20 protein-coding genes are annotated in these 21,657 nt (G+C 70.7%); 5 read left to right on the top strand and 15 right to left on the bottom strand.

Going from position 1 to position 21,657, the window contains the following annotated elements; genetic code table 11:
* Positions 1 to 58: 58 nt before the first annotated feature.
* Positions 59 to 625 (bottom strand): hypothetical protein, encoded by a 567-nt coding sequence (locus FYX01_RS12770; RefSeq protein ID WP_223830427.1) that lies wholly within the window; start codon positions 623 to 625, stop codon positions 59 to 61.
* A gap of 97 nt (positions 626 to 722) precedes the next feature.
* Here FYX01_RS12770 and FYX01_RS27030 point away from each other — a divergent pair, with 97 nt between their 5' ends.
* Positions 723 to 845, top strand: coding sequence for a hypothetical protein (locus FYX01_RS27030; RefSeq protein ID WP_263363744.1), 123 nt, complete (start codon positions 723 to 725; stop codon positions 843 to 845).
* Here the strand turns inward: FYX01_RS27030 and FYX01_RS12765 are convergent.
* From FYX01_RS12765 to FYX01_RS26135, 3 genes are all read right to left on the bottom strand, one after another.
* Positions 842 to 1,648, bottom strand: a complete 807-nt coding sequence (locus tag FYX01_RS12765) for a polyprenol monophosphomannose synthase (RefSeq protein WP_150240902.1) — start codon at positions 1,646 to 1,648, stop codon at positions 842 to 844. The two genes, FYX01_RS27030 and FYX01_RS12765, sit on opposite strands and share 4 nt — an antisense overlap.
* Before the next feature lie 145 nt (positions 1,649 to 1,793).
* Positions 1,794 to 2,600, bottom strand: coding sequence for a DeoR/GlpR family DNA-binding transcription regulator (locus FYX01_RS12760; RefSeq protein ID WP_150240900.1), 807 nt, complete (start codon positions 2,598 to 2,600; stop codon positions 1,794 to 1,796).
* A gap of 54 nt (positions 2,601 to 2,654) precedes the next feature.
* A complete protein-coding gene (locus tag FYX01_RS26135; protein ID WP_190394298.1) occupies positions 2,655 to 2,825 on the bottom strand; it encodes a hypothetical protein in 171 nt (56 codons plus the stop codon).
* A 102-nt stretch (positions 2,826 to 2,927) separates the two neighbouring features.
* Here FYX01_RS26135 and FYX01_RS12755 point away from each other — a divergent pair, with 102 nt between their 5' ends.
* Positions 2,928 to 3,722: a 4'-phosphopantetheinyl transferase family protein gene (locus tag FYX01_RS12755; RefSeq protein ID WP_150240898.1), complete on the top strand. Its 795-nt coding sequence runs from the start codon at positions 2,928 to 2,930 to the stop codon at positions 3,720 to 3,722.
* A gap of 36 nt (positions 3,723 to 3,758) precedes the next feature.
* On the opposite strand, the gene FYX01_RS12750 is transcribed toward FYX01_RS12755, so the two are convergent.
* Entirely contained in the window at positions 3,759 to 4,916 is a 1,158-nt protein-coding gene (locus FYX01_RS12750) for an acyl-CoA dehydrogenase family protein (RefSeq protein ID WP_150240896.1), read from the bottom strand.
* Positions 4,917 to 5,135: 219 nt separating this feature from the next.
* Between FYX01_RS12750 and FYX01_RS12745 the strand changes: the two genes are divergently transcribed.
* Together FYX01_RS12745 and FYX01_RS12740 are read left to right on the top strand one after the other, a co-directional pair.
* Positions 5,136 to 6,167: a LysR family transcriptional regulator gene (locus tag FYX01_RS12745; protein WP_150240894.1), complete on the top strand. Its 1,032-nt coding sequence runs from the start codon at positions 5,136 to 5,138 to the stop codon at positions 6,165 to 6,167.
* A 412-nt stretch (positions 6,168 to 6,579) separates the two neighbouring features.
* Positions 6,580 to 7,902: an ABC transporter substrate-binding protein gene (locus FYX01_RS12740; RefSeq protein ID WP_150240892.1), complete on the top strand. Its 1,323-nt coding sequence runs from the start codon at positions 6,580 to 6,582 to the stop codon at positions 7,900 to 7,902.
* A gap of 103 nt (positions 7,903 to 8,005) precedes the next feature.
* On the opposite strand, the gene FYX01_RS12735 is transcribed toward FYX01_RS12740, so the two are convergent.
* The 10 genes from FYX01_RS12735 to FYX01_RS12690 form a co-directional block, all read right to left on the bottom strand.
* On the bottom strand, positions 8,006 to 9,397 hold the full coding sequence (locus FYX01_RS12735; RefSeq protein ID WP_190394297.1) for a sensor histidine kinase: 1,392 nt from the start codon (positions 9,395 to 9,397) through the stop codon (positions 8,006 to 8,008).
* A 191-nt stretch (positions 9,398 to 9,588) separates the two neighbouring features.
* On the bottom strand, positions 9,589 to 10,392 hold the full coding sequence (locus FYX01_RS12730; protein ID WP_150240888.1) for a TIGR03943 family putative permease subunit: 804 nt from the start codon (positions 10,390 to 10,392) through the stop codon (positions 9,589 to 9,591).
* Positions 10,389 to 11,504 carry a permease gene (locus FYX01_RS12725; protein WP_150240886.1) on the bottom strand — a complete coding sequence of 372 codons (1,116 nt, stop codon included), beginning with the start codon at positions 11,502 to 11,504 and terminating at the stop codon, positions 10,389 to 10,391. The genes FYX01_RS12730 and FYX01_RS12725 overlap by 4 nt, the downstream gene beginning before the upstream one ends.
* A 239-nt stretch (positions 11,505 to 11,743) precedes the next feature.
* A complete protein-coding gene (locus FYX01_RS12720; RefSeq protein ID WP_150240884.1) occupies positions 11,744 to 13,330 on the bottom strand; it encodes an alanine/glycine:cation symporter family protein in 1,587 nt (528 codons plus the stop codon).
* 276 nt (positions 13,331 to 13,606) lie between these two features.
* A complete protein-coding gene (locus FYX01_RS12715; protein ID WP_150240882.1) occupies positions 13,607 to 15,001 on the bottom strand; it encodes a DEAD/DEAH box helicase in 1,395 nt (464 codons plus the stop codon).
* 512 nt (positions 15,002 to 15,513) lie between these two features.
* The gene (locus FYX01_RS12710) at positions 15,514 to 16,338 is read right to left on the bottom strand and encodes an enoyl-CoA hydratase/isomerase family protein (protein WP_150240881.1); all 825 of its coding nucleotides are present in this window, start codon (positions 16,336 to 16,338) and stop codon (positions 15,514 to 15,516) included.
* Positions 16,339 to 16,410: 72 nt separating this feature from the next.
* The gene (locus FYX01_RS12705; RefSeq protein ID WP_150240879.1) at positions 16,411 to 16,617 is read right to left on the bottom strand and encodes a helix-turn-helix domain-containing protein; all 207 of its coding nucleotides are present in this window, start codon (positions 16,615 to 16,617) and stop codon (positions 16,411 to 16,413) included.
* Between the two features lie 199 nt (positions 16,618 to 16,816).
* Positions 16,817 to 18,415, bottom strand: coding sequence for an ABC-F family ATP-binding cassette domain-containing protein (locus tag FYX01_RS12700; RefSeq protein WP_150240877.1), 1,599 nt, complete (start codon positions 18,413 to 18,415; stop codon positions 16,817 to 16,819).
* 284 nt (positions 18,416 to 18,699) lie between these two features.
* Positions 18,700 to 20,001 (bottom strand): AI-2E family transporter, encoded by a 1,302-nt coding sequence (locus tag FYX01_RS12695; RefSeq protein ID WP_150241309.1) that lies wholly within the window; start codon positions 19,999 to 20,001, stop codon positions 18,700 to 18,702.
* A gap of 139 nt (positions 20,002 to 20,140) precedes the next feature.
* On the bottom strand, positions 20,141 to 20,548 hold the full coding sequence (locus FYX01_RS12690; protein ID WP_150240875.1) for a YccF domain-containing protein: 408 nt from the start codon (positions 20,546 to 20,548) through the stop codon (positions 20,141 to 20,143).
* An 801-nt stretch (positions 20,549 to 21,349) separates the two neighbouring features.
* On the opposite strand from FYX01_RS12690, the gene FYX01_RS12685 reads away from it, so the two are divergent.
* A complete protein-coding gene (locus FYX01_RS12685; protein WP_017588640.1) occupies positions 21,350 to 21,649 on the top strand; it encodes a WhiB family transcriptional regulator in 300 nt (99 codons plus the stop codon).
* Positions 21,650 to 21,657 lie beyond the last annotated feature (8 nt).

Genomic DNA, 21,657 nt, shown 5'->3' with positions numbered 1-21,657 from the left:
CGGAGGGTCCGCGGCGGCCGGGCCACCGGTCACCCGGCCGGAGCCGCCGGAGCAGGGATCAGGGCTCCGGGTCGCCGGTGTCCGGGACCTCGGTGTCCGGGATGACGGCGTCCGAGGCACGGGTGTCCTGAGGCGCCCCGGTGTCCGGGGCGCCGGTGTCCCGCGGGTCCGCGGCGTCCGGAACGTAGCCGGACGTGTCGGTGGTCCGGTCGCGCTCGTCGTCCCGATCACCGTGGGGGGTGTCCGCCGGGTGCTCGTACGGCCTGGCGGGGTGCTCGCTCCTGACGGCCGCTCCCTCGCCGGTGTCGGGCGTGCTCCCGTCGTCGACCTCGTGGACGGCCTCCTGCTCCGCGCTGCGGGTCTCCCCTCCCCAGTTCTCGCGCGGGTAGAGGTCGCTGCGCTCGGAACGCACCGCCTCGTCGATACCCCGGGGAGCCGAGCTGTCGGTTCCCGGCATCTCGGGATCCACGAAGTCGTACTCCTCGATGCCGTAGTCCGGCTCGATCCGCCGTTCCCTCGCGACGGCCTTGCTCAGCTCGGGGTCGTCACCCATGTCGGTGTCCACGTCATAGGGCTCTTCAGTGTCGCCCGAGCCGGTTTTCTCGTCAAAGGGCTCTTCAGTCACTGTCTCCCCCTTTCCCTCACTAGTCCGATGCCCCAAACCGTCCTGCGTATGTCAACTTTCCGGCCCGAAAAGCACGGGCGAGAGGAAGCCCGGCGCGGTGACCGCTGAGGTCGGCCGGATCGGACTCCCGACAGCGATGATCTTGCCCGTACTGGCGTCCTCGGCGGTCGAGGACGCCAGTACGGGCAAGATCATCCGGGGAAGGACGGCACCGCGCTAACGGCGGGCGCGTTCGGCGCGGCGCAGGAGCAGGGGGCGCAGGGCGGCCTCCAGGGCGACGGCCCCGTCGAGTTTGCTCTGGCCGGCGACGCGGTCCTCGAAGTGGATGGGGATCTCCACCATCTTCTGGCCGCGCCGGTAGGCCCGGTAGTGCATCTCCACCTGGAAGGTGTAGCCGGTGCTCTCGATGCTGGGCAGGTCCAGGGCACGCAGCGCCGAGGCCCGCCAGAGCTTGAAGCCCGCGGTGACGTCGCGCACGGGCATGGACAGCACGGTCTTGACGTAGGCGTTGGCCCAACCGCTGAGGAGGCGGCGGCTGCGCCCCCACTGCTCGGACAGGCTGCCGCCGGGAACGTACCGACTGCCGATCACCACACCCGCGTTGGTGGAGTGCAGGGTGCCGAGCAGCTGTGGGAGGTAGCCCACGGGGTGGCTGAGGTCGGCGTCCATCTGGGCCACGTAGTCGGCGCCCTCCTCCAGTGCGCGGGTCATGCCCGCGACGTAGGCGCGGCCCAGTCCGTCCTTGCTGGTGCGGTGGATGACCCCGACGCGTCCGGCGTGATCGACGGAGAGCTTCTCGGCGAGCTCTCCGGTGCCGTCCGGAGAGTTGTCGTCCACGACCACGACCCGCAGGCGGGGCAGGTCCAGGGCCATGAGCTGGCCCACCAGCGCGGGCAGGTTGTCCGCCTCGTCGTAGGTGGGCACGACCACCGTGAGCCGGGAACCGGCCCAGGGTTCGGGGAGCACCACGGGCTTCGGTGTGACGCGCACGGGTTCGGACGGCGAGGGCTGCTGAGAGGACATGCGCGGCGGCTCCTGGGGCGGGGCGGGTCGGGATCGCGAACGGTGAGTCCGGGACCACGCGGTGGACGCCGGCCCCGTGAAGGCGTGAACGGTAGGGTACGTGCTCCCCGCGTCCGTGGGGAGAGGGTGCCCCGTCAGCGGTTCCTCACTGTCCCCGTTCTCCCGCGACCACGGCGACGTGGACGAGGGCGCCCGTCTCCTCCAGGGTCATGAGCACCTCGGGGTCGGCGCTGCTGTCGGTGACCAGGTGGGCGATCTCCTCGGGAACGACGGTGGGCACCATGGTGTCGGCGCCGATCTTGGTGTGGTCGGCCAGGACGATGGTCTCCTCGGCACAGGCGGCCAGGGCCTGGTCCACGCTGGCCACGGCCGGGTTGGGGGTGCTCAGGCCGCGGTCGGCGCTGACCCCGTTGCCGGAGAGGAAGGCCCGGTTGACGCGCAGGCCGGCCAGGCTCTGCTCAGCAGCGGCTCCGACCAGCGCTCTGACGGGCCCGTGCAGGGTGCCGCCGGTCATGACCACCTCGACTCCCGTGGCCCCGGCCAGGGCGTCGGCGACACGCAGGGAGTTGGTGACCACGGTCAGGTCGGTGCGGTTCAGGAGTTCGCGGGCGAAGGCCTCGGTGGTGCTTCCGGGGCCGATGGTGACGGCGTCGCCGGGGCGGACCAGGCGGGCCGCGGCCGCGGCGATGGCGGCCTTCTCCACGGCGCACTGGCCGCTCTTGCCGGAGTAGCTCTGTTCGTGTCCGATGCGTCCCGGGAGGGCGACCCCGCCCCGACGGCGGTCGACGAGTCCCTCGGCCTCCAGCGCGCGCACGTCGCGGCGGATGGTGACCTCCGAGGCGCGGACCTTGGTGGCGATGTCGCGCAGGGACATGGTGCCGTTGGCGCGCACGAGTTCGAGAATGCGCTCCCGGCGTTCGGCGGCGAACGCCGGACGGCTCTCCTCGGACATGCGACCCACTTTCCGTGCTCTGTTCCCGGCACGGGCAGCGGTCCCGCGCGGCTCCTAGACTACGGACCCGTTCCTGGCGGTGGCCCGCTCAGGTTCGGCGGTGTCCGAGGGGGGCTCCTCCGCGGCAGGATCCGGTCTCTCCATGAGGAGGGTGACGATGACGACCGCCGTGAGCGCCACCAGGCCGATGAGTGCTCCCACTCCGAACAGCACCACGACAGACATCTGGGCCTCCCAGGGGACGGGCTGACCTGCCAATAACCGAATTCCCGGTTTGGGTTGGCCTCACACCACCAGCCGCGGGAAAGATCACGTCACAATGGAGGCATGAAGCTCGATCCGGTACCCCTGGCCACCGAGGTCTGGTGGGCCCGTACCTCCGCCGCCGACGACCGCCTGCTGCGCCTGCTCGACGAGGAGGAGCTCGCCCGCAACGCCCGCTTCCGCCACCAGGCCGACCGGGACCGGCACCTGCTGGGCCGGGCCGTGATCCGGCTGCTGCTGGCCGAGCGTGCCGAGTGCCCGCCCGAGAAGGTGACCTTCGCCTTGCGCTGCCGTTCCTGTGAGGAGAAGGAGCGCACGGGCGCCGGCGACGGTACGGACGCCCGTCAGGAGCCCCACGGCAAGCCCCACCCCACCGGTCCCGCCGAGGGGTGGGAGGTCTCCGTCAGCCACTCGGGCGAGTGGGTCGCACTCGCCCTGGCCTCCGGCGTGCCCGTGGGCGTGGACGTCGAACGCGTCTCCGGGGCCCGCGACCTGGAGGGCCTGGCGGGCTACACCCTGGGCGACCCGGAGCGCCAGGCCTGGGAGCGCCTCTCCCCCGCCGACCGGATCGGCGCCTTCTTCCGCTACTGGGCGCGCAAGGAGGCCCTGCTCAAGGCGACCGGCCTGGGCCTGTCGGGCGGTCTGCGCCGGGTCCTGGTGAGCCCGGCGGACGCCGCTCCCGAGCTGCTGGCCTGGACCGGTGGCTGCGGCCCGGAGGCGGCGGCACTGCTGGATCTGGAACGGGGCGAGGAGTACCGGTCGGCGCTGGCCGTGCTGACCGACCGCCCGGTGGAACTGGCGGTGCATCCCCACGAGGAGACCGTCAGGCTGCTGCGCTCCCAGCCGGGAGGCGGCTGAGTCGGCCGCGGACGCGCCGGCGCCCCCGCATCCCCGTCAGCCGCCCTCGCGGGCCAGGTGGCGGCTGATGACCATGCGCTGTACCTGGTTGGTGCCCTCCACGATCTGGAGCACCTTGGCCTCGCGCATGTAGCGCTCGACGGGGAAGTCACGGGTGTAGCCGTAGCCGCCGAAGACCTGCACGGCGTCGGTGGTGACCCTCATGGCGGTGTCGGTGGCCAGGAGCTTGGCCATGGCGGCCTGCTTGCCGAAGGGGCGTCCGGCGTCGCGTAGACGGGCGGCGGCCAGGTAGAGCTCGCGGGAGGCGGCGACCTGGGTGGCCATGTCGGCGAGCATGAAGCCCAGGCCCTGGAAGTCGCCGATGGCGCTGCCGAACTGGCGGCGTTCGCGGGAGTAGGCGACGGCGGCGTCCAGGGCGGCCTGGGCGAGGCCGACGGCGCAGGCGGCGATGCCCAGGCGTCCCGAGTCGAGGGCGGCCAGGGCGATGCCGAATCCCCGGCCCTCCTCCCCGACCAGGGCGTCGGCGCCGATCCGGACGTCGTCGAAGAGCACCCCCGCCGTGGGCGAGGAGTTCATGCCCATCTTGCGTTCGGGCGCCGCGGAGCCCAGGCCGGGGGTGTCGGCCGGGACGTGGAGGCAGCTGATGCCGCGGGATCCGGAGTCGGGGGCGCCGGTGCGGGCGAAGAGCGTGTAGTAGTCGGCCCTGCCGCCGTGGGTGGTCCACGCCTTGGCGCCGTTGACCCGGTACCCGTCCTCGACGCGCTCGGCGCGGGTGGCCATGGCGGCGGCGTCGGAACCGGAGGTGGTCTCGGACAGGCAGTAGGCGCCCAGGAGGTCTCCGCCGAGCATGTCGGGCAGGAGCGCGGCCCTCTGGTCCGCGGATCCGAACGCGGACACGGGGTAGCAGGACAGGGTGTGGACGCTGACGCCCAGGCCGACCGCCAGCCAGCCGCGGGCCAGTTCCTCCACCACCTGCAGGTACACCTCGTAGGGCTGGTCACCGCCGCCGTACTCGCCGGGGTAGGGCAGTCCGAGCAGTCCCGACCCGCCGAGCACGCCGAAGACGTCGCGCGGGAAGAGGCCGTCCTCCTCGTCATGGGCCGCGCGCGGGGTGAGTTCCTTGTCCGCGATCTCCCGGGTCAGTTCCAGGAGCTGCTCCGCCTCGGGTGTGTGCAGCGTGCGTTCGACCGTCATGGGCTTCTCCCGCGCTTTCGGACTGTCCAGCATGTGGATGTAGTAGGACGTCCAACTATATGGTGACGCAGGGCACCCTACCCCACGAGACGACATCTCCGACGTCCCGGATTCGACAACCGGAACGCGGGACGCTGGTCCGTTGAACAGCGCGCCCTCCCCCGACCGTGGGGACAACGCGTCTGTACACGAGCCCCCTCCCCGCCCTAGATTCCACGCATGGACCTCGAACTCCGCCACCTGCGCACCATCTGCCTCCTGGCCGACACCGGCAGTGTGACCAAGGCGGCCTCCGCGCTCGCCACGTCCCAGCCCGCGCTGACCACCCAGCTCCAGCGGATCGAGCGCGAGGTCGGCGGACCGCTGTTCCACCGCGGCCGTTCCGGTGTCCGCCCCACCGAGCTGGGTGAGTTCGTCCTGGTGCGCGCCCGTTCGGTCCTGCTGTCCATGGACGACCTGCTCCACGACATCACCGCGCGCGGCTCCTCCCCCGCCACACTGCGCGCGGGCGGGGTGGGGCCGCTGACCATAGAGCTGTCGGCCCGCCTGCCCGAGGTCTTCCCGAACGTCCCCGTCCACGTCCGCACGGAGTACTCCCCCAAGCTGGTCACCGACCTGGTACGCGCGGGCCGCCTGGACCTGGGAACCACGATCGACTACGTGGACCGCGACCTGTCCACGGACGGCCCCCTGTCCTGGGCCATGCTCTCGGTGGAACCGCTGCACGTGGCGCTGTGGGCCGACCACCCGCAGGCGGACAGACCGCTGGTCCGCCTGGGCGACCTGGCCGGGTCCCCCTGGGCGCTCACCCCGCCGGACGGCACCGGCTGGCCCGAGTGCTTCTACCTCGCCTGCCAGCGGGCCGGGTTCACCCCCGAGGTGCCCTACCGGCTCTACGACCGCTCCGAGATACACGACCTCATCGCCGGCCGCCGGGCCGTCGCGCCGTGCCAGCCGGACTTCGACACCGGCTCGGGAGTGGTGGTCCGCCCGCTGGAGGGCGCACCCATACAGCTGCGCCACCTGCTGGTCTGGCGGCGCGACAGCCCGATCCACCAGGCCTCCGACAGCATCGCCCGGCTGGCCCGCGAGATCCTGCGCGGCTCGTCCCGCGCCCTGTCCCCCGCCCCGCCCGAGGCTCCGGCCGGGGACGCCTCCGAAACCGCCGGTCCCACCGGGTCCACGGACGATCCCGTCGAGGCGCTGGGGGACCGCCGCAACGGCCGTGCACCCGACGCGCCCACCGGCTGACCCGTCCGTACCGGTCGGCCCGCAGAGGGGAGTCCGCACGGCGAGCCGCGAAGAGACGTGGGAGTCGGCTCTCCCTTCCCCGCGTTCCGAAGAGGCGCACGCCCTCGCCGCCATTCGCGTGGAGCCCTCGCCCCGCCCCCCGTCCCCAGCTGACGGCGGGGTTCGTGACTCGCGCCACAGCCAGTACACGGACTCACTAAAAGTTCGACATTTCCAGCCGTTTCGCACCCGCTGCCATTTCTTCCCACCCACTGGTCGGTTGCATCGAAGTTTGGCACGCGTACAGTGTGTACTCGCGAGTAACGTACTGGCGAGTAGGTAGGCCCCCACCGTCCGCTCCGCACCACGTACCTTCCCCCGGGCGCCCTCGCGCCTGTTCCCGAAAAGGCACGAACGAGTCCAGGACACCATCATGCGACCACTGAGAATCCTCGCCTCGACACTGACCGTCACGGTTCTCCTCACCTCCTGCTCCAACGGCGAAGGCACGAACGGCGCCGCAACGGAGGCCGACACCATGGGGGTCTCCGAGGACGCCCTCGTCATCGGCACGCACCAGCCGCTCACCGGCGCGGCCTCCCCCGGTTTCCGCCACGTCTCCACCGGCGCCCGCGCGGTGTTCGACTACATCAACGACAACGGCGGCGTCCACGGCCGCCGGATCGAGTACCAGGTCCAGGACGACTCGTTCGACCCCGCGCAGACCCTGAAGGCCACCCGCAGCCTGGTCGACGACCACGAGATCTTCGCGATGCTCGGCGGTCTGGGCACCCCCACCCACGAGGCCGTGATCGACGAGCTCAACGAGAAGAAGGTCCCCGACCTCTTCGTCTCCTCCGGCGCCCTGGCCTGGGACCAACCCGAGGTCTACCCCTACAGCTACGGCTTCCAGGTCGACTACACCAAGGAGGCCAAGGTCCAGAGCAAGTTCATCGCCGAGCAGTTCCCCGATGACAAGGTCGGCCTGCTCTACCAGAACGACGACGTGGGCCCCTCCTCGCACGCGGGGATCGAGCAGTACCTCACCGAGGAGATCGCGGCCTGGGAGTCCTACGACCCCGGTGTCCCCGAGCTCGCCGGACAGGTCGAGGAGCTCAAGAAGTCCGGCTCCGACATCGCCGTCTGCTACTGCATCCCCGCCTTCCTCGGACTGGCCGTCCTGGAGGCCGCCGCCATCGGCTACACGCCGCAGTGGGTGGCGCCCAGTTTCGGCGGCGACGTGGAGGTCGTCACCGGTCTCATCGAGGAGTACGCGCAGGGGACCCCGGCCGAGGACATGCCGCCCGAGGCCTTCCTCGACGGACTCATCATCACCGCGTTCCTGCCGATGGTCGCCCAGCGCGAGGATCCCTGGACCGAGTTCTTCCTGGGGATCCACGAGAGGTACAACTCCGGGACGCCCTTCACCGACACCACCGTCTACGGCATGGCGCAGGCGACCCTGTTCGCCCAGGTACTGATGGAGGCCGGCCCCGACCTGACCCGTCAGAAGCTGCTCGACACCCTGAACTCCCACGAGTGGAGGGGACCGGGCCTGGTCCCGTTCGCGGCCACCGAGGAAGACCACAGCGGTTACACCGGAGTCATGGTGGTGCAGCACCACGCCGGTGAGGAGCCCGAAGTCCTCCAGGAGCCCATGGTCACCGACAGCTCCGGCGGGGAGATCCTCCCCTTCGACATGGAGCGCCCCTCCCCTGGCGAGGTGGTCCTGTTCGGCAGCGGCACCGGCGGGTAACGCCGCCGCGGGGAAGCGGTGCCACGCGGAAGAGACGCCACCCCTCGAACCGCGCCTCCGGGGACGCGGCCGTAGCGGGAACCCACGAGGGCGGGTGCCCCGGCTACCCGGGGCACCCGCCCTCGTCGGCGGCCTCGGGGCTCTCGGGGACGCGAAGGACGAACGCCGCTCCGCCGAGCAGCTCACTGTGTCCGGCCACGAGGCTGCCCCCGTAGCCGCGCGCGATCTCCCGCGAGATCGGCAGGCCCAGACCACTGCCGTGGGGATCGCGCTCCTTCGACTCCGGCAGCCGCGCGAAGCGCTCGAAGATCCGCTCCCGCTCTCCCGCGGGGATCCCCGTGCCGTCGTCGTGCACCTCCACCACGGCGCAGTCCCCCTCGTGGCGAACGATGACGTCGACGCGGGACCCGGCGTGCCGTTGCGCGTTGGCGATCAGGTTGGTGAGGACACGGATCGCGTGCAGCCGACCGATCTCCGCGTGGACGGGGCCCGAGGAGTGCAGCCTCAGCTCGGGGTGGCCACGCTTGTCCACGAACTCCTCCTCGACCAGGGCGGACAGGTCCACCCTCTCCCGTTTCCGGGAGGTGCCAGTGTCCAGGCGGGCCAGTTCGAGCAGGTCGTTGACGATGTTCTCCAGCCGTTCGGTGTCCGACAGCAGGCTGGTGAGCAGCAGTTCGCGCATCCGCGGGTCCGGATCGGGGTCGGAGAGCTCCACCTCCAGTTTGGTCCGCATCCCCGCGATGGGGTTGCGCAGCTCGTGGGAGGCGTCGGAGACGAACCGCCGCTGCCTGGTGACGGCCTCCTCCAGCCGCTCCAGACCGGCGTTGGCGGTGCGGGCCAGGTGGGCGATCTCGTCCTGGCTCCTGGGCACCGGGAGCCTCATGTGCAGTTCGCGGGCGGAGAGGTTGTCCAACCGCGCGCTGATCTTCTCCACCGGGCGCAGCGCACGGCCGACCCCGTACCAGATGACCAGTCCGATGGCGGGGATCAGGACGCACGACATTCCCAGCAGCGTGGCCTCGAGCGTGTGGGTGACCACGATCGGGGGCATCATGACCGCGGCCAGGACGAGGACGTCGCCGTAGGCCGTGTCGTCGACGGCGTGGCCCACCACCAGCAGGCAGAGCCGGGAGCCGGTGTCCCCGGCCGGCCGGCAGACCGTGGTGTCCATCCAGGAGTCCCCGGCTTCGGGGCGCTCAGGGGTCAGCCGGGGCGCGCCCTCCAGGGCGCTGCTGGAGGCGAGCACCTCCCCGGTGCCGCGCGCGACGACCTGGAACCGCAGGACGGGCCCGTCGTCCGGGATCGGCCCCGGGTAGCGCTCGGACGTGATGTGGTCGGAGACCTCACGGGCCTCCGCGGCGACCATGTCCCGGACCTGGGTCACGATCGCCCCACGGATGAGGAAGGTGGTCAGGGACAGGTCCAGTCCCAGGATCAGCACCATCACCACGACCGCGCCGAAGGTGACCTGGGCGCGGATCGAGCGAGGGCGCATCCGACTCCACGCCCTCCTGAGTCCGTCCCTCCATCCTGGCACCCGCCCATTGTCACCCGAGGGGTCTGCCATCCGACGAAACGTCGGCGGTGTGGCGGACAACGGGCATGAAGGGACCAACGTCCGCCCTCAGGAGGATTCGGACAGGGGCCTCGGATACTCGGTGGGGGCTTTTCAGGCGTCCCCGAGCGTTACTCGTAGGGATCCGGCGGGTCGGTGACCTCCTCCATCTCCAGGATCTCGAACTCGTGCTCGCTGACCTCGGAGATCTCGCCCTCGGGTTCGACCCAGGTGCCGCGCGCCGTCCACCAGGTGTCGGTCTCCGGCGCCGGCTCGCCCAGGACGCGGACCTTGTTGACGATGGCGTCCGCGGCGCAGCAGGCCATCTGCAGGCGCGCCAGGTACCACCCCTCGCCCTCGGATGCGGGTACCGCGAACCCGGTCAGCTCGATCTCGCGCCCGGCCATCCCACGTTCCTCGTCCACCCAGGCGCGCATCACGAACTGGCGGACGTCCATCGCGACGACCTCGTCCGGAGCCGCCTCGTCCAGCCCGTCGTCGAACCGGCCCGACCGGGGCTGCTCCGGCGGCGGGCCGGTGGAGCCGGCGGTGCTCTCCACGGTGTAGGAGCCCAGCGCGGGCGGGGCGACGACGAAGACGGCGAGCACGGGCAGCAGGAGCAGCCACGCCACCCCGGGGGCGCGGGAGTGGTCGTGTCCGTGCCCGTCGGCGTGTCCGTGGTGGGCTCCGGAGGCCTCCTCCCCGACCCCTCCGGCCCTGCCTGCCTCCCCTCCGGTGGCCGCGGCCTCCTTCTCCCCCCGCAGCTCGGCCACGATGACGAGAACGCCGAGTACCACCATGACCACGCCCGCGGCGATGAGGAAGGGCCCGAAGCTCTGCTTGACCCAGTTCAGGTACAGGTCCGTGGCCACGGTGCTGGTCAGCGCGGCGGCGCCGAGCAGCACGAGGGTGAGCCCCTGGGCGATACGGTTCACAGGACCAGGCCTCCGATCAGGAACGTGCTGAGCAGACCGACCAGCAGGCACAGCGGCGCGAAGCGCGCCACGAAGCGCCAACCGAACACCCCCGCCTGCATCGCGATGAGCTTGAGGTCGACCATCGGACCGATCACCATGAACGCGAGTTTGGCGGTGGGCGAGAAGTCGGTGAGGCTGACCGCGACGAACGCGTCGGCCTCGGAGCAGATGGACAGCAGGATGGCGAGCACGGCGAGCACGAGCACCGAGACCACCGGGGCCCCGGCCACCGTCAGCAGCCACTCGCGCGGCACCATGACGTTGAGGGTGGCGGCGGCCAGGCCGCCGACCACGAGGTAGCCGCCCGCGTGCATCGTGTCGTGCAGCATCGACTCGCGGAAGACCTTCCACCGGGAGTCGCCGAAGGCGTGGTTGTGGGAGGGCAGACGCAGCCAGTCGGCGCGGCCGAAGCGCACCCAGACCCATCCCACGACCACGGCGGTCAGCAGGGAGGCCACGAACCGGGCCAGCACCATCTCGGGCTGCCCCGCGAAGGCCACCGCGGTGGCGATCATGACGATGGGATTGATGGCCGGCGCCGCCAGCAGGAAGGTCAGCGCGGCGGCGGGCGCCACCCCGCCCTTCATCAGGCTTCCGGCGATGGGGACCGAGGCGCACTCGCATCCGGGCAGCAGCGCTCCGGAGACCCCGGCCACCGGTACCGCGCGGTTGGGCCTGGCGGGGATGAGCCGCTGGTAGACCGAGGTCGGGACGAACGCGGTGAGCGCGGCCGACAACGCCACCCCGAAGACCAGGAAGGGCATCGCCTGGAAGCTGATCGCGGTGAAGATGGTGGCCCACGCGAGGAAGGCCTGGCTGGTCAGCTGGTCGGACAGCCAGGCGTGCCCCGCCGCCATGGCGGTGATGAACAGGGCGAACAGCCAGACCGTCCCGGTCCTGCGCTGCCTCCCGTCGCGTCCCCAGTCCTCGGGGGGCAGCTCCTCGCCCCGGTCGTCCCACCCTCCGACGAGTGTGTCGCCCAGGGAGGAGGCGGGTACGGGTTCGGTGGCCGTGCCGGAAGCGGGCTCGGCGGGATCAGGGGCGGCGTCGGGGGTCGTCCGGTCGGGCACGGTGGTACTCCGGGTGGTCGGGCGAGAACTGCAGCCATAGTAGCGAAAATCGTTTTCGCCCGTGGACCTCCCGCTCGAACCTGTGGACAACCGGCTTCCAAAGTCAGCCGAGGTGTCTTATCCCGGACAGGAATATCACCTTCGGCGCTCCCCATACACCCATTTACCACACCAGGCCCGCGGGCACCATCGCGGCGAGCGCGCGTGGCCGGGCCCCCGGTTCCCGCCCCGGCGGACCGTCAACGCTCCTGCGGGCCCTCCTCCCCCGGGCCGTCGTCCCCGTCGAACCGCTCCTCGTCCGTCCCACCGAACTCGTCCTCGTCCCGTTTCCGGTCGGCTGCCAGGCCCGGGTCGGCGGGCGCCTCGCCCTCGGAGCGCTGGACGTCCTCGGGCAGGACGCCGGAGGCAGGGCCCCAGCACTCCACGTTCCGCAGCCCGGGCATCTTGGAGAGCGTGAACTGGGGGTCCAGCCCGTTGCGCAGTTGGCGGCTGTAGTCGGCCAGCAGCCGGAAGGCGGTCGCCGACAGCGGTGCCAGCGCCAGCAGGTTGACGGTGGCCATGACGCCCATGAAGACGTCGGCGAGGTTCCACACCAGGGTCAGCGGGGCCACCGAGCCGAGGAAGACCGCGGCCAGGACCGCGTAGCGGAAGTAGGTCATGTCCCGGGGGGTGCTGTCCAGGAACAACAGGTTGGTCTCGCCGTAGTAGTAGTTGCCCAGCACGGAGGTGAAGGCCAACAGGAAGAGGATGACCGTGAGCGCGTGGACCGACCACTCCCCCAGACTGGCCTCCAGCGCGCCCTGGGTGACCTGGACGCCCGTCCCCCCTCCGAAGTCGGGGTCGCCGACCAGGACGATGAAGGCCGTCACCGAGCACACCAGCCAGGTGTCGAAGTACACGCCCAGGGTCTGCACCAGCCCCTGCTTGGCCGGGTGGGAGACCGAGGCGGTGGCGCCGGCGTTGGGGGCCGATCCCAGGCCCGCCTCGTTGGAGAACATGCCGCGCCGCATGCCCTGGACGATTGCCGTGCCCACTCCACCCGCGACGAACTCGCGCGCCCCGAAGGCCGAGGTGAGGATGTCACCGATGACCCGGGGTACCTCGCCTATGTTGACGACCACCACGTACAGGCCGATCAGGATGTAGAGGATCGCCATCAGCGGGACCAGGCCCTGCGCCACGTGGGCGATCCGCCGGATCCCGCCGAAGATGACCAGGGCGGTCAGGCCCGCCAGGGCCAGGCCGACCACGGCCGACAGCGGCAGCCCGGGAGACCCGCCCAGAGCACCCACGGAGGTGGAGACCGCGGAAGCGATGCTGTTGGCCTGCACCGTGTTGAACACCAGGCTGAAGGTCACGGTGATGACCACGGCGAAGAGCACGCCCATCCACCGAAGGCCCAGCCCGTACCGCATGTAGTAGGCGGGGCCGCCCCGGAACCCGGTACTGGTGCGCACCTTGTACAGCTGGGCGAGGGTGGACTCCACGAACGCCGCCGACCCCACCAGCGCGGCCATCGCCCACATCCAGAACACCGCGCCCGGGCCGCCGAGGACGATCGCGGTGGCCACGCCGACGATGTTGCCGGTGCCCACCCGGGAGGCGGCCGAGACGGCGAAGGCCTGGAAGGAGGAGATCTCCCTCTGCCCGTCGGGGGCGATCCCGGGGGCGCTGCGGATGACGCGGAACATCTCCGGGAGCAGGCGCAGCTGCACGAGCCCCGAACGCACCGTGAAATAGAAGGCCAGGATGATCAGGAGCGGGATGAGGAAGTAGCTCCAGAAGACGTCGTTGACGGCGACGACTGCGTCGCTGAGGACGTTCACGCGCTCCCCCTCGTGCGGCCAGGACGCCCCGGGCGGATCGGGGCCATCCCGCAACCTCGCACGCCGCCCGCGGTGGGCCCCGGGCGGACACGCGAAGGGGAGGCAAAGGACCGTAACGGATCAACAACCGTCCGTGGGCACACGGTCGCGCCCCGGCCCGTGGGGGGGGGCGTAGCCGGGTGTCAGTGTCCGAGAGAAGTAACCGACCCCGGTGAAGGGCCCGGGCCCGGCAGGTGCCACCTGCCGGGCCCGGGCCCGTTCTCGTTCTGCCGCCGTCTAGCGCTGGGGAGCGGAACCGTGGCGGTCGCCCCGGCGCGGGCCGCCGCCGCGGTAACCCCCGCCGCGGGGACCGGATTCACGGCCCTCGCCGCGGTCGCCGCGGTAGCCGCCACCGCGCTGTCCGCCGCCGTTGCGGTCACCGCGGTAACCTCCGCGGTAGCCGCCGCCACGACGGGGGCCGCCACGGCCGCGGCGCTCGCGCACGGGCTCCGGCGGCTCGATCCACGGCTCCCAGGAGGGCTCCTTGGCGCCGGTCACCTCGGAGAGGAGCTCGTCACCGGGGTTGACCAGGTGCTGCTTGGCGTCGACGCCGGCGTCACCGAGCAGGCGGCGGGCCATGCGGCGCTGGTTGGGCGCGACCAGGGAGACCACCAGGCCCGAGGCGCCAGCGCGGGCGGTGCGGCCGCCCCGGTGCAGGTAGTCCTTGTGTCCGGTGGGCAGGTCGATGTTGACGACCATGTCGATGCCGTCGACGTGGATGCCGCGGGCGGCGACGTCGGTGGCGACCAGGGCCTGGATCTTGCCCTCGCGGAACTTGGCGAGGGTGCGGGTACGCACGCTCTGCGTCTTGCCGCCGTGCAGGGACGCGGAGGGCACGCCCGCCGCGGCCAGCTGCTCGCTGATGCTGTCGGCGCGGTACTTGCTGCGCACGAACAGGAGGGTGCGGCCGTCACGCGCGGCGATCTGGGTGACGATCTTGTTCTTGTCGCGGGGCAGCACCTTGAGCAGGTGGTGCTCCATCGCGGTGACCTGCGAGACCGGCGGGTCCACGGAGTGGGTCTGCGGGTCGTTCATGTACCTGCGGACCAGCTTGTCGACGTCGCCGTCGAGCGTGGCCGAGAACAGCAGGGTCTGCCCCTCGGGGTGCACCTGGTCCAGGAGCTCGCTGACCTGCGGCATGAAACCCATGTCGCACATCTGGTCGGCCTCGTCGAGCACCGAGACCTCCACGTCGCCCAGGTCGCAGACGCCCTGGTCGATGAGGTCGCTGAGACGGCCGGGGGTGGCGACCAGGACCTCGACACCGCGGCGCAGCTCGTTGATCTGGCGGGTGTAGGAGCTGCCGCCGACCACGTCGCCCACACGCGCGCCCACGATGCGGGCGTAGGTGCGCAGGGCGTCGCGGACCTGGTGGGCCAGCTCTCGGGTGGGCACCAGGATCAGGGCCCGGGGGCGGTTGGCGGCGGCGCGGCGCTCGGCGGCGCGCACGAGGACCGGCAGGCCGAAGGCCAGGGTCTTACCCGATCCGGTACGGCCGCAGCCGAGGACGTCGCGGCCCTCGAGAGCGTCGGGAATGGTGGCGGCCTGGATCGGGAACGGGGTGGTCACACCGTTCTTGGCCAGCTCTCCGACGATGTCCTTGGGAAGTCCCAGCGTGTCGAAAGCAGGCATTACGGCAGTGTCCGTCGTCAAGTGACGTATACCTTCCTCATCGTTTGGCAGCGTTTCGAGGAAGGCTCCACACGGCCGGGCCAGCGAAGAAATCACACAAACGCGCCTGATCACACGCGGAAGCGGGCCCCTGCATGGTGCGGGGCTCCTGAGCTCGCGATTTCCACACTGCTGTGGGGGACGAGCAACTCTTGGGTAAGAGTGGCGCCAACCGGGTCGGCACGCTCTCCGCGTCTTGCGCGGCCTGGGCGCGCTCGGATGCGCGCGGCATGTCACGACCGCTTTCGGAAGCTTACTAGAAACCGCCTCGCGGCGGGGGCCGGACCATGGTTTCTCACCGGTGATACGGGTCTCCCCGCACCGCTTCCGAACCCGTCGCGGGTCCGCTCCCGCAGGCGGGAGTCCCGCCCGTGCGCACGGTGCCCCGTGCGCACGGGCGGGCCGGCGTGACCAAGGCGTGTCCGGCGGACACATGCCCTGCTGCGCGACGGGCAGCGCCCACCGGACACGCTCTAGACCCCCCGGGCCAGGGCGGCGAGTCGGCTCGCCTGGGCCACGCGCTCGGCCTCGGCCTGCTGCTGGAGCGTGTTCCCCGCCGCCTGCTGGAGCAGGGCCTTGGTGGCGGTGGCGGCCTCGCGGTCGGTGGCGAGCAGCGCGGCGACGGCGTCGTCCACGGTGCCGGGGAGCTCGTCGGAGGCGACGACGAGCTCGGCCAGGCCCAGTGTCCCGGCCTCCCGGGCGCCGACGCGGCGGGCGGTCAGGCAGATCTCGACGGCGCGGTTGACCCCGACGATGTCCACCAGGGGCTTGGTGCCGGTGAGGTCGGGGACCAGGCCGAGGGCGGGCTCCTTCATGCACAGCTGGGCGTCGTCGGCCAGGATGCGGATGTCGCAGGACAGGGCCAGCTGGAAGCCCGCGCCGATGGCGTGGCCGCGTACGGCGGCGACGGTGACCAGGTCGGGGCGGCGCAGCCAGAGGAAACCCTCCTGCAGACCGGCGATGTAGTCCTGGATCTCGGCTTCGGTGGAGGTGCCGTCTGCCAGCCCCGCGACCATGGAGCGCTCTCCGTCGACGCCCTCGGGGCTGAACATGCCGAGGTCGATTCCGGCGGAGAAGGTGTCCCCCTCCCCGGAGAGCACCACGATTCGGACATCCTCGGGGAGGGTCTGGCCGATGTGGGCCAATGTGGTCCACGTGCGTCCGGTCATCGCGTTGCGGCGCTCGGGACAGCTGATGGTGACGCGGGCGACAGGTCCCTCCACCGCCAGCTTGAGCCGGGCCCGGGAGAGCTCCTCCTCGGTGGGCGGCAGTGCGGGCCCGTTCGACGCCTGTGTCATGTGCTTCCTCCGTCGTGCTCGGTGTCACCCCAGATATTACTCAGCAGTAACCGAAAGGGGCGCACGGGAGGATCACGCCTTGCGTGTGGCTCCACCACGGCCCCGCAGGTCCACCCCGGCCTCACTCAGCAGCCGGTGGACGAAGCCGTAGGAGCGCCCGGTGGCCGCCGCCAGCATACGGATGCTCTCCCCCGCCTCGTAGCGGCGCTTGAGCTGGGCGGCGAGTTCGGAGCGGTCGGTTCCCACCAGCCGCCTGCCCTTTCCCGGCACGTCGTTCACAGATCACTCCTCTGAGTCGTTCGATCACCCTTCGCGGGACCCCCTTCATGATCAGGCATCCCGCTCCCGGTCCGCCACGCCTTCCGGCCCCACACGGGGTGCTGCGTTCCGAAACCAGGTTTCGGAACGCAGTAATCACCGACCGGAAAGGAGGGAGGTGAACCTCTCCACGTCCTGGGCGTCCAGCGGCACCACCGGCTCACGCCAGCGCGATGAGGTCCTCGAACTCGGCGTTCCACACGTCCTCCACGCCGTCGGGCAGCATGATGACCCGCTCCGGCTGGAGCGCCTCCACCGCGCCCTCGTCGTGGGTGACCAGCACGATCGCGCCCTTGTAGCCGCGCAGTGCCCCCAGGATCTCCTCGCGGCTGGCGGGGTCCAGGTTGTTGGTGGGCTCGTCGAGCAGCAGCACGTTGGCGCTGGAGACCACCAGCGTGGCCAGGGCCAGCCGGGTCTTCTCACCGCCGGAGAGCACACTCGCGGGCTTGTCCACGTCGTCGCCGGTGAACAGGAACGATCCGAGCGTGCGCCGCGCCTCCACCTCCGGCAGGTCGGGAGCCGCGCTCATCATGTTCTCCAGCACGGTCCGGTTCACGTCCAGGGTCTCGTGTTCCTGGGCGTAGTAGCCGAGTTTGAGACCGTGGCCGGGGATGACCCGGCCGGTGTCGGGCTTCTCGACATCCCCCAGCAGCCGCAGCAGGGTGGTCTTGCCCGCGCCGTTGAGGCCGAGGATGACCACGCGGCTGCCGCGGTCGATGGCCAGGTCCACCCCGGTGAAGATCTCCAGGGAGCCGTAGGACTTGGAGAGCCCCTCGGCCATGAGCGGCGTGCGGCCGCTGGGCGCCGGGTCGGGGAAGCGCAGCTTGGCCACCTTGTCGGACTTGCGTACTCCCTGCACGCCGTCCAGGAGGCGGTCGGCCCGGTTGAGCATCTGCTGGGCGGCGCGTGCCTTGGTGGCCTTGGACCGGAACTTGTCCGCCTGCTTGCGCAGGGTGTCGGCCTGCTTCTCGGCGTTGGCGAGCTCGCGCCTGCGCCGCCGCTCGTCGGCCTCGCGCTGCTGCTGGTACAGCTTCCAGCCCATGTTGTACATGTCGATGACGCTGCGGTTGGCGTCCAGGTAGAACACCCTGTTCACCACGTGTTCGACCAGTTCGACGTCGTGGCTGATCACGATGAGCCCGCCCTGGTGGGACTTGAGGAAGTCGCGCAGCCAGGCGATGGAGTCGGCGTCCAGGTGGTTGGTGGGCTCGTCCAGCAGCAGCGTGTCCGCGCCGCTGAACAGGATGCGCGCCAGCTCGATCCGGCGGCGCTGGCCGCCCGAGAGCGTGTGCAGCGGCTGGGAGAGCACCTTGTCGGGCAGGCCCAGGCTGGAGGCGATGGCGGAGGCCTCGGCCTCGGCGGCGTACCCGCCCAGGACGTGCAGCCGCTCATCCCAGCGCGAGTAGGCGCGCACGCCCTTGTTCCGGGTCTTGGTGTCGGTGCTGGCCATCTTCTTCTCGGCCTCGCGCAGGCCCCGGAAGGCCTCGTCGATGCCGCGCGCGGACAGCACCCGGTCCCGGGCGATCACGTCCAGGTCGCCGGTGCGCGGGTCCTGGGGCAGGTAGCCGATACTGCCGGAGGAGGTGACCGTGCCTCCGGTGGGCAGGCCCTCGCCCGCCAGCACCTTGGTCATCGTGGTCTTGCCCGCACCGTTGCGGCCGACCAGCCCGATCCGGTCCCCTCCGGCGACACGGAAGGTGGTCGGCTCCAACAGGAGTCGAGGACCGACGCGCAGTTCGAGGTCGGTGGCGATCAGCATGGTGGGGCTTCCTCAAGAGTGGCGGAACGGTTCGGTGCGGCCGGGCGCGCGTGTGCGGCGTGGGGGCACGGCCCTTCCACGCGCTCGCCTCTGGCCGACCAACCCAGACTAACGGCACAGGTGGGGGATAATACGAGGAGTTTCTCCGCTTCCCGTGGGCCCGGGTACTCCCTCGGCCAACGGAACGGGGGCACGGTGCATTCCCCCGGACGACGGGGAGGGGCAGCGCCGGTCGTCGCCCCGGCCGCACCCCTCCCCCTCCACGTCCGCTCCGCGGTGCCGGTCTACTCCCTGGTCTCGGCGGAGGCGCCGTCACCGTCCTTCCCGTCGTCCCCGTCGGGCCTGACCACGACCGTGTCCGCCTCCACCCTGGTGACGTCGTCGGACTCGTCCGCCGGACCGTCGCCGCCGGCGGCGGGCGGACGGTTGCGCAGCAGCGCGGCCAGCACGGCGACCACCGGGGTGGCCAGGAACATACCCGGTACCCCGCCGACGACGGCGCCGACGGCGATCGCGATGAGCACGATGGGCGAGGGCAGGTCGAGGGACGCGCCGTAGATGCGCGGCGCGAAGACGTTGCTCTCCAGCTGCTGCACCACGACCACGGCGCCGACCACGATCACGGCGATGATCCAGCCCTCGGTCACGAACGCCACCATGGCGGCGAGCAGCCCGGTGACGAAGGCGCCGATGATCGGCAGGAAGGCGCCGACGAAGGTCAGCACGATCAGCGGGATGGCCAGGTTGATGTCCAGGACGATGACCAGGACGATGCCGATGCCGACGGCGTCGAAGAAGCCGACCGCCGCCACACCGCGCACGTAGCGGCCCATCACCCCGTAGGCGACGTCGCCCGCGTGGCTCAGGCCCGGACGGGAACGGGGCGGCAGCAGGGTGAGGAACCAGTCCATGAGCTGGTCGCCCGAGTGCACGAAGTACACGGTCAGGGCGATGATCAGGACGATGCCGACCAGGACCGAGATCACCGCCGAGGTCGCGGTCCAGGCACCGCTGAGCAGCTGGTCCTGGTTCTGGGTGATCATGTCCTGGATCTGTCCCCAGGCCTCGTCGATCATGTCGGTGAACAGCGCCGGGTCGAGTCCGAAGGGCACCCGGATGTTCTGGAGCTCGCCCACCGCGCTGGTGACGCTGTCCACGAGGGGGCCGAAGCCCTGCACGGCGGGCGTGACGATCAGCGAGATCACGCCGCCGAACACGATGAGTCCGGTCAGGATGGAGACGGCGGTCGAGCTGCCCCGGCCCAGTCCCCTGCGGCGCAGCCAGTTGGCGACCGGCATGAGCAGGGCGGTGATGAACACCGCCAGGATCACGGGCAGGGTGACGACCGACATGTAGACGAGCGCGTAGATGAGCAGGCCCGCCACCACGCCGATGATCAGGATCCGCCAGGCCACGTCGCTGATCGACCGCAGGAGGTCGTCGTCGCCGGACCGCTGCGACTCGGCCGGTCCCTCGTCCGCGCTCTGCGACTCGGCCTGGGCGCGTTCCTTCTCCGCCTCCAGCCTGGCGAGGCGTTCGGCTCGGGCTCGACGGGAGGCGAGCCACTTGTTCAGGAGCGCCCACACTCCCGGCCGCTGGGCTTGCACATGGACTCCATTCTCTGGATGTTGCGCGGTGGACGCCTGGGGTCCGACAGCCGCGGGGTGGTGTGGGAGACGCGCGAACGGCTCCCCTGGTTCTCCCGAGTCCGGGAGGTCAACGCTGTCAGAACTGCCAGGGTTCCCGGGGGTGACCGCTGCGGACGATCTCGTTGCCGAAGGGCGCCAGGGCGACGGGGATCATCTTCAGCGAAGCCCAGGCCATGGGGATACCGATGATAGTGACGGCGAGGCCGAGCGCGGTGGCGATATGGCCGATGGTCAGCCACCATCCGGCGACGATCACCCAGATGACGTTGAGGACGGTACTGCCGTCGCCCGCGCCGGACCTGCGGACCAGGTCCCTGCCGAAGGGCCAGATGGCGTAGCTGGCCATTCGGAAGGAGGCGATCCCGAACGGGATCGTGACGATCAGGACACAGCAGATGATCCCGGCGATGACGTAACCGAGCGCCAACCAGAACCCGGCGACGAAGAGCCAGATGACGTTCAGGATGAGTCGCAAGAGGGCCACGGTGTCTCGTTCCTCCTTGTGTCGGGTCCCGTTGCCGGGAGCGCGGCCGGGAACAAAGGGGCCGCATCCGTTGCTTTCTACCGTCTGGGACGCCCACACACCACGACCTGTTCCGATGCCGCTCCCTGACCCTTCCCCTAGGGGAGGGCGCCAACGCACGTGAGCGGGCGGGGCGGCGACCACGACCCGCCGCGAGGCACGGCGTGTCGCGGAGGGGCGCGGAAGTGGTCCGGGGAGGTGTGGAGGGCTCCGACGGGGCGGGGGACGGCGTCCGGCGGCTTTCGGGCCGTAGCGACGGAGGGTGAAGACATACGGTCAGGCCTGAACCCGGAACTCCGCACAGACCGCAATGTGATCGGCACATCAGAGGAAGCCCCTAGGCAGGAGGGACATCGCACCATACGATGTGCTGTGTCCTTCGCAAGGCGTCAGATCTGACGATGTGCGAAAAACTCGGACAAACGACCGTAGATCGGTCGACAGCCATCAGGTTTCGGTAACGGTTGTGCGAGTAATTTCCCTACCCCTCGTGCATGAGCGGGAGTGGGGATGGCATGATTACGTACCGGCTCGGACGGAGGCCGTCACCGCCTCCGCAGCCGTTCGCGTGAGAGCACTCCGTCATCGGCGGACCAGTGCCGCAAGGCTGTGCTTCTCGTGGTCTCAGACACACCGGGGAACATCGCCAGTGCCCCACGGCGTTCGCGTCGTGCGGGGTGGCGCTCACGCCGCATGACCAATTTTTGGTGACTGAAGCTTTTTCGACAGCTTACTAGTGATTTCAGTAGAGGTGGTTCAAGCATGTCTCAGGTACGTCGGCAGGCCGCGCTGCGCCCCCGCCCGAGCTGGGGGTGGCAGGATGCCGCCGCGTGCCGGGGCGAGGACCTTGTGCTCTTCTTCGGCCCGGACGGCGAACGCCAGCCGGAGCGGGAGATCCGCGAGCGCAAGGCCAAGGAGATCTGTGCGGCCTGCCCGGTTCGAACCGACTGCCTGGACTACGCGATCTCGCGTCCGGAGAAGTACGGAACCTGGGGCGGTCTGAACGAGGACGAGCGCGCTTCCGAGCGCCGTCGCCGTATGCGCCGCGCCAACGCTGCCTGACCGAGGTT

It is taken from the genome of Nocardiopsis quinghaiensis, assembly GCF_008638365.1.
Taxonomy (GTDB): domain Bacteria; phylum Actinomycetota; class Actinomycetes; order Streptosporangiales; family Streptosporangiaceae; genus Nocardiopsis; species Nocardiopsis quinghaiensis.
This window is presented reverse-complemented; position numbering and strand designations above follow the sequence as displayed.

Excerpts from the sequence above, each read along its gene's own strand:
- FYX01_RS12710 (WP_150240881.1), bottom strand. The coding sequence starts at position 16,338 with ATGACACAGGCGTCGAACGGGCCCGCACTGCCGCCCACCGAGGAGGAG.
- FYX01_RS12700 (WP_150240877.1), bottom strand. The coding sequence starts at position 18,415 with ATGCTGATCGCCACCGACCTCGAACTGCGCGTCGGTCCTCGACTCCTG.
- FYX01_RS12740 (WP_150240892.1), top strand. The coding sequence starts at position 6,580 with ATGCGACCACTGAGAATCCTCGCCTCGACACTGACCGTCACGGTTCTC.
- FYX01_RS12685 (WP_017588640.1), top strand. The coding sequence starts at position 21,350 with ATGTCTCAGGTACGTCGGCAGGCCGCGCTGCGCCCCCGCCCGAGCTGG.
- FYX01_RS12745 (WP_150240894.1), top strand. The coding sequence starts at position 5,136 with ATGGACCTCGAACTCCGCCACCTGCGCACCATCTGCCTCCTGGCCGAC.
- FYX01_RS12765 (WP_150240902.1), bottom strand. The coding sequence starts at position 1,648 with ATGTCCTCTCAGCAGCCCTCGCCGTCCGAACCCGTGCGCGTCACACCG.
- FYX01_RS12760 (WP_150240900.1), bottom strand. The coding sequence starts at position 2,600 with ATGTCCGAGGAGAGCCGTCCGGCGTTCGCCGCCGAACGCCGGGAGCGC.
- FYX01_RS12750 (WP_150240896.1), bottom strand. The coding sequence starts at position 4,916 with ATGACGGTCGAACGCACGCTGCACACACCCGAGGCGGAGCAGCTCCTG.
- FYX01_RS12715 (WP_150240882.1), bottom strand. The coding sequence starts at position 15,001 with ATGCCTGCTTTCGACACGCTGGGACTTCCCAAGGACATCGTCGGAGAG.
- FYX01_RS12735 (WP_190394297.1), bottom strand. The coding sequence starts at position 9,397 with ATGCGCCCTCGCTCGATCCGCGCCCAGGTCACCTTCGGCGCGGTCGTG.
- FYX01_RS12755 (WP_150240898.1), top strand. The coding sequence starts at position 2,928 with ATGAAGCTCGATCCGGTACCCCTGGCCACCGAGGTCTGGTGGGCCCGT.
- FYX01_RS26135 (WP_190394298.1), bottom strand. The coding sequence starts at position 2,825 with ATGTCTGTCGTGGTGCTGTTCGGAGTGGGAGCACTCATCGGCCTGGTG.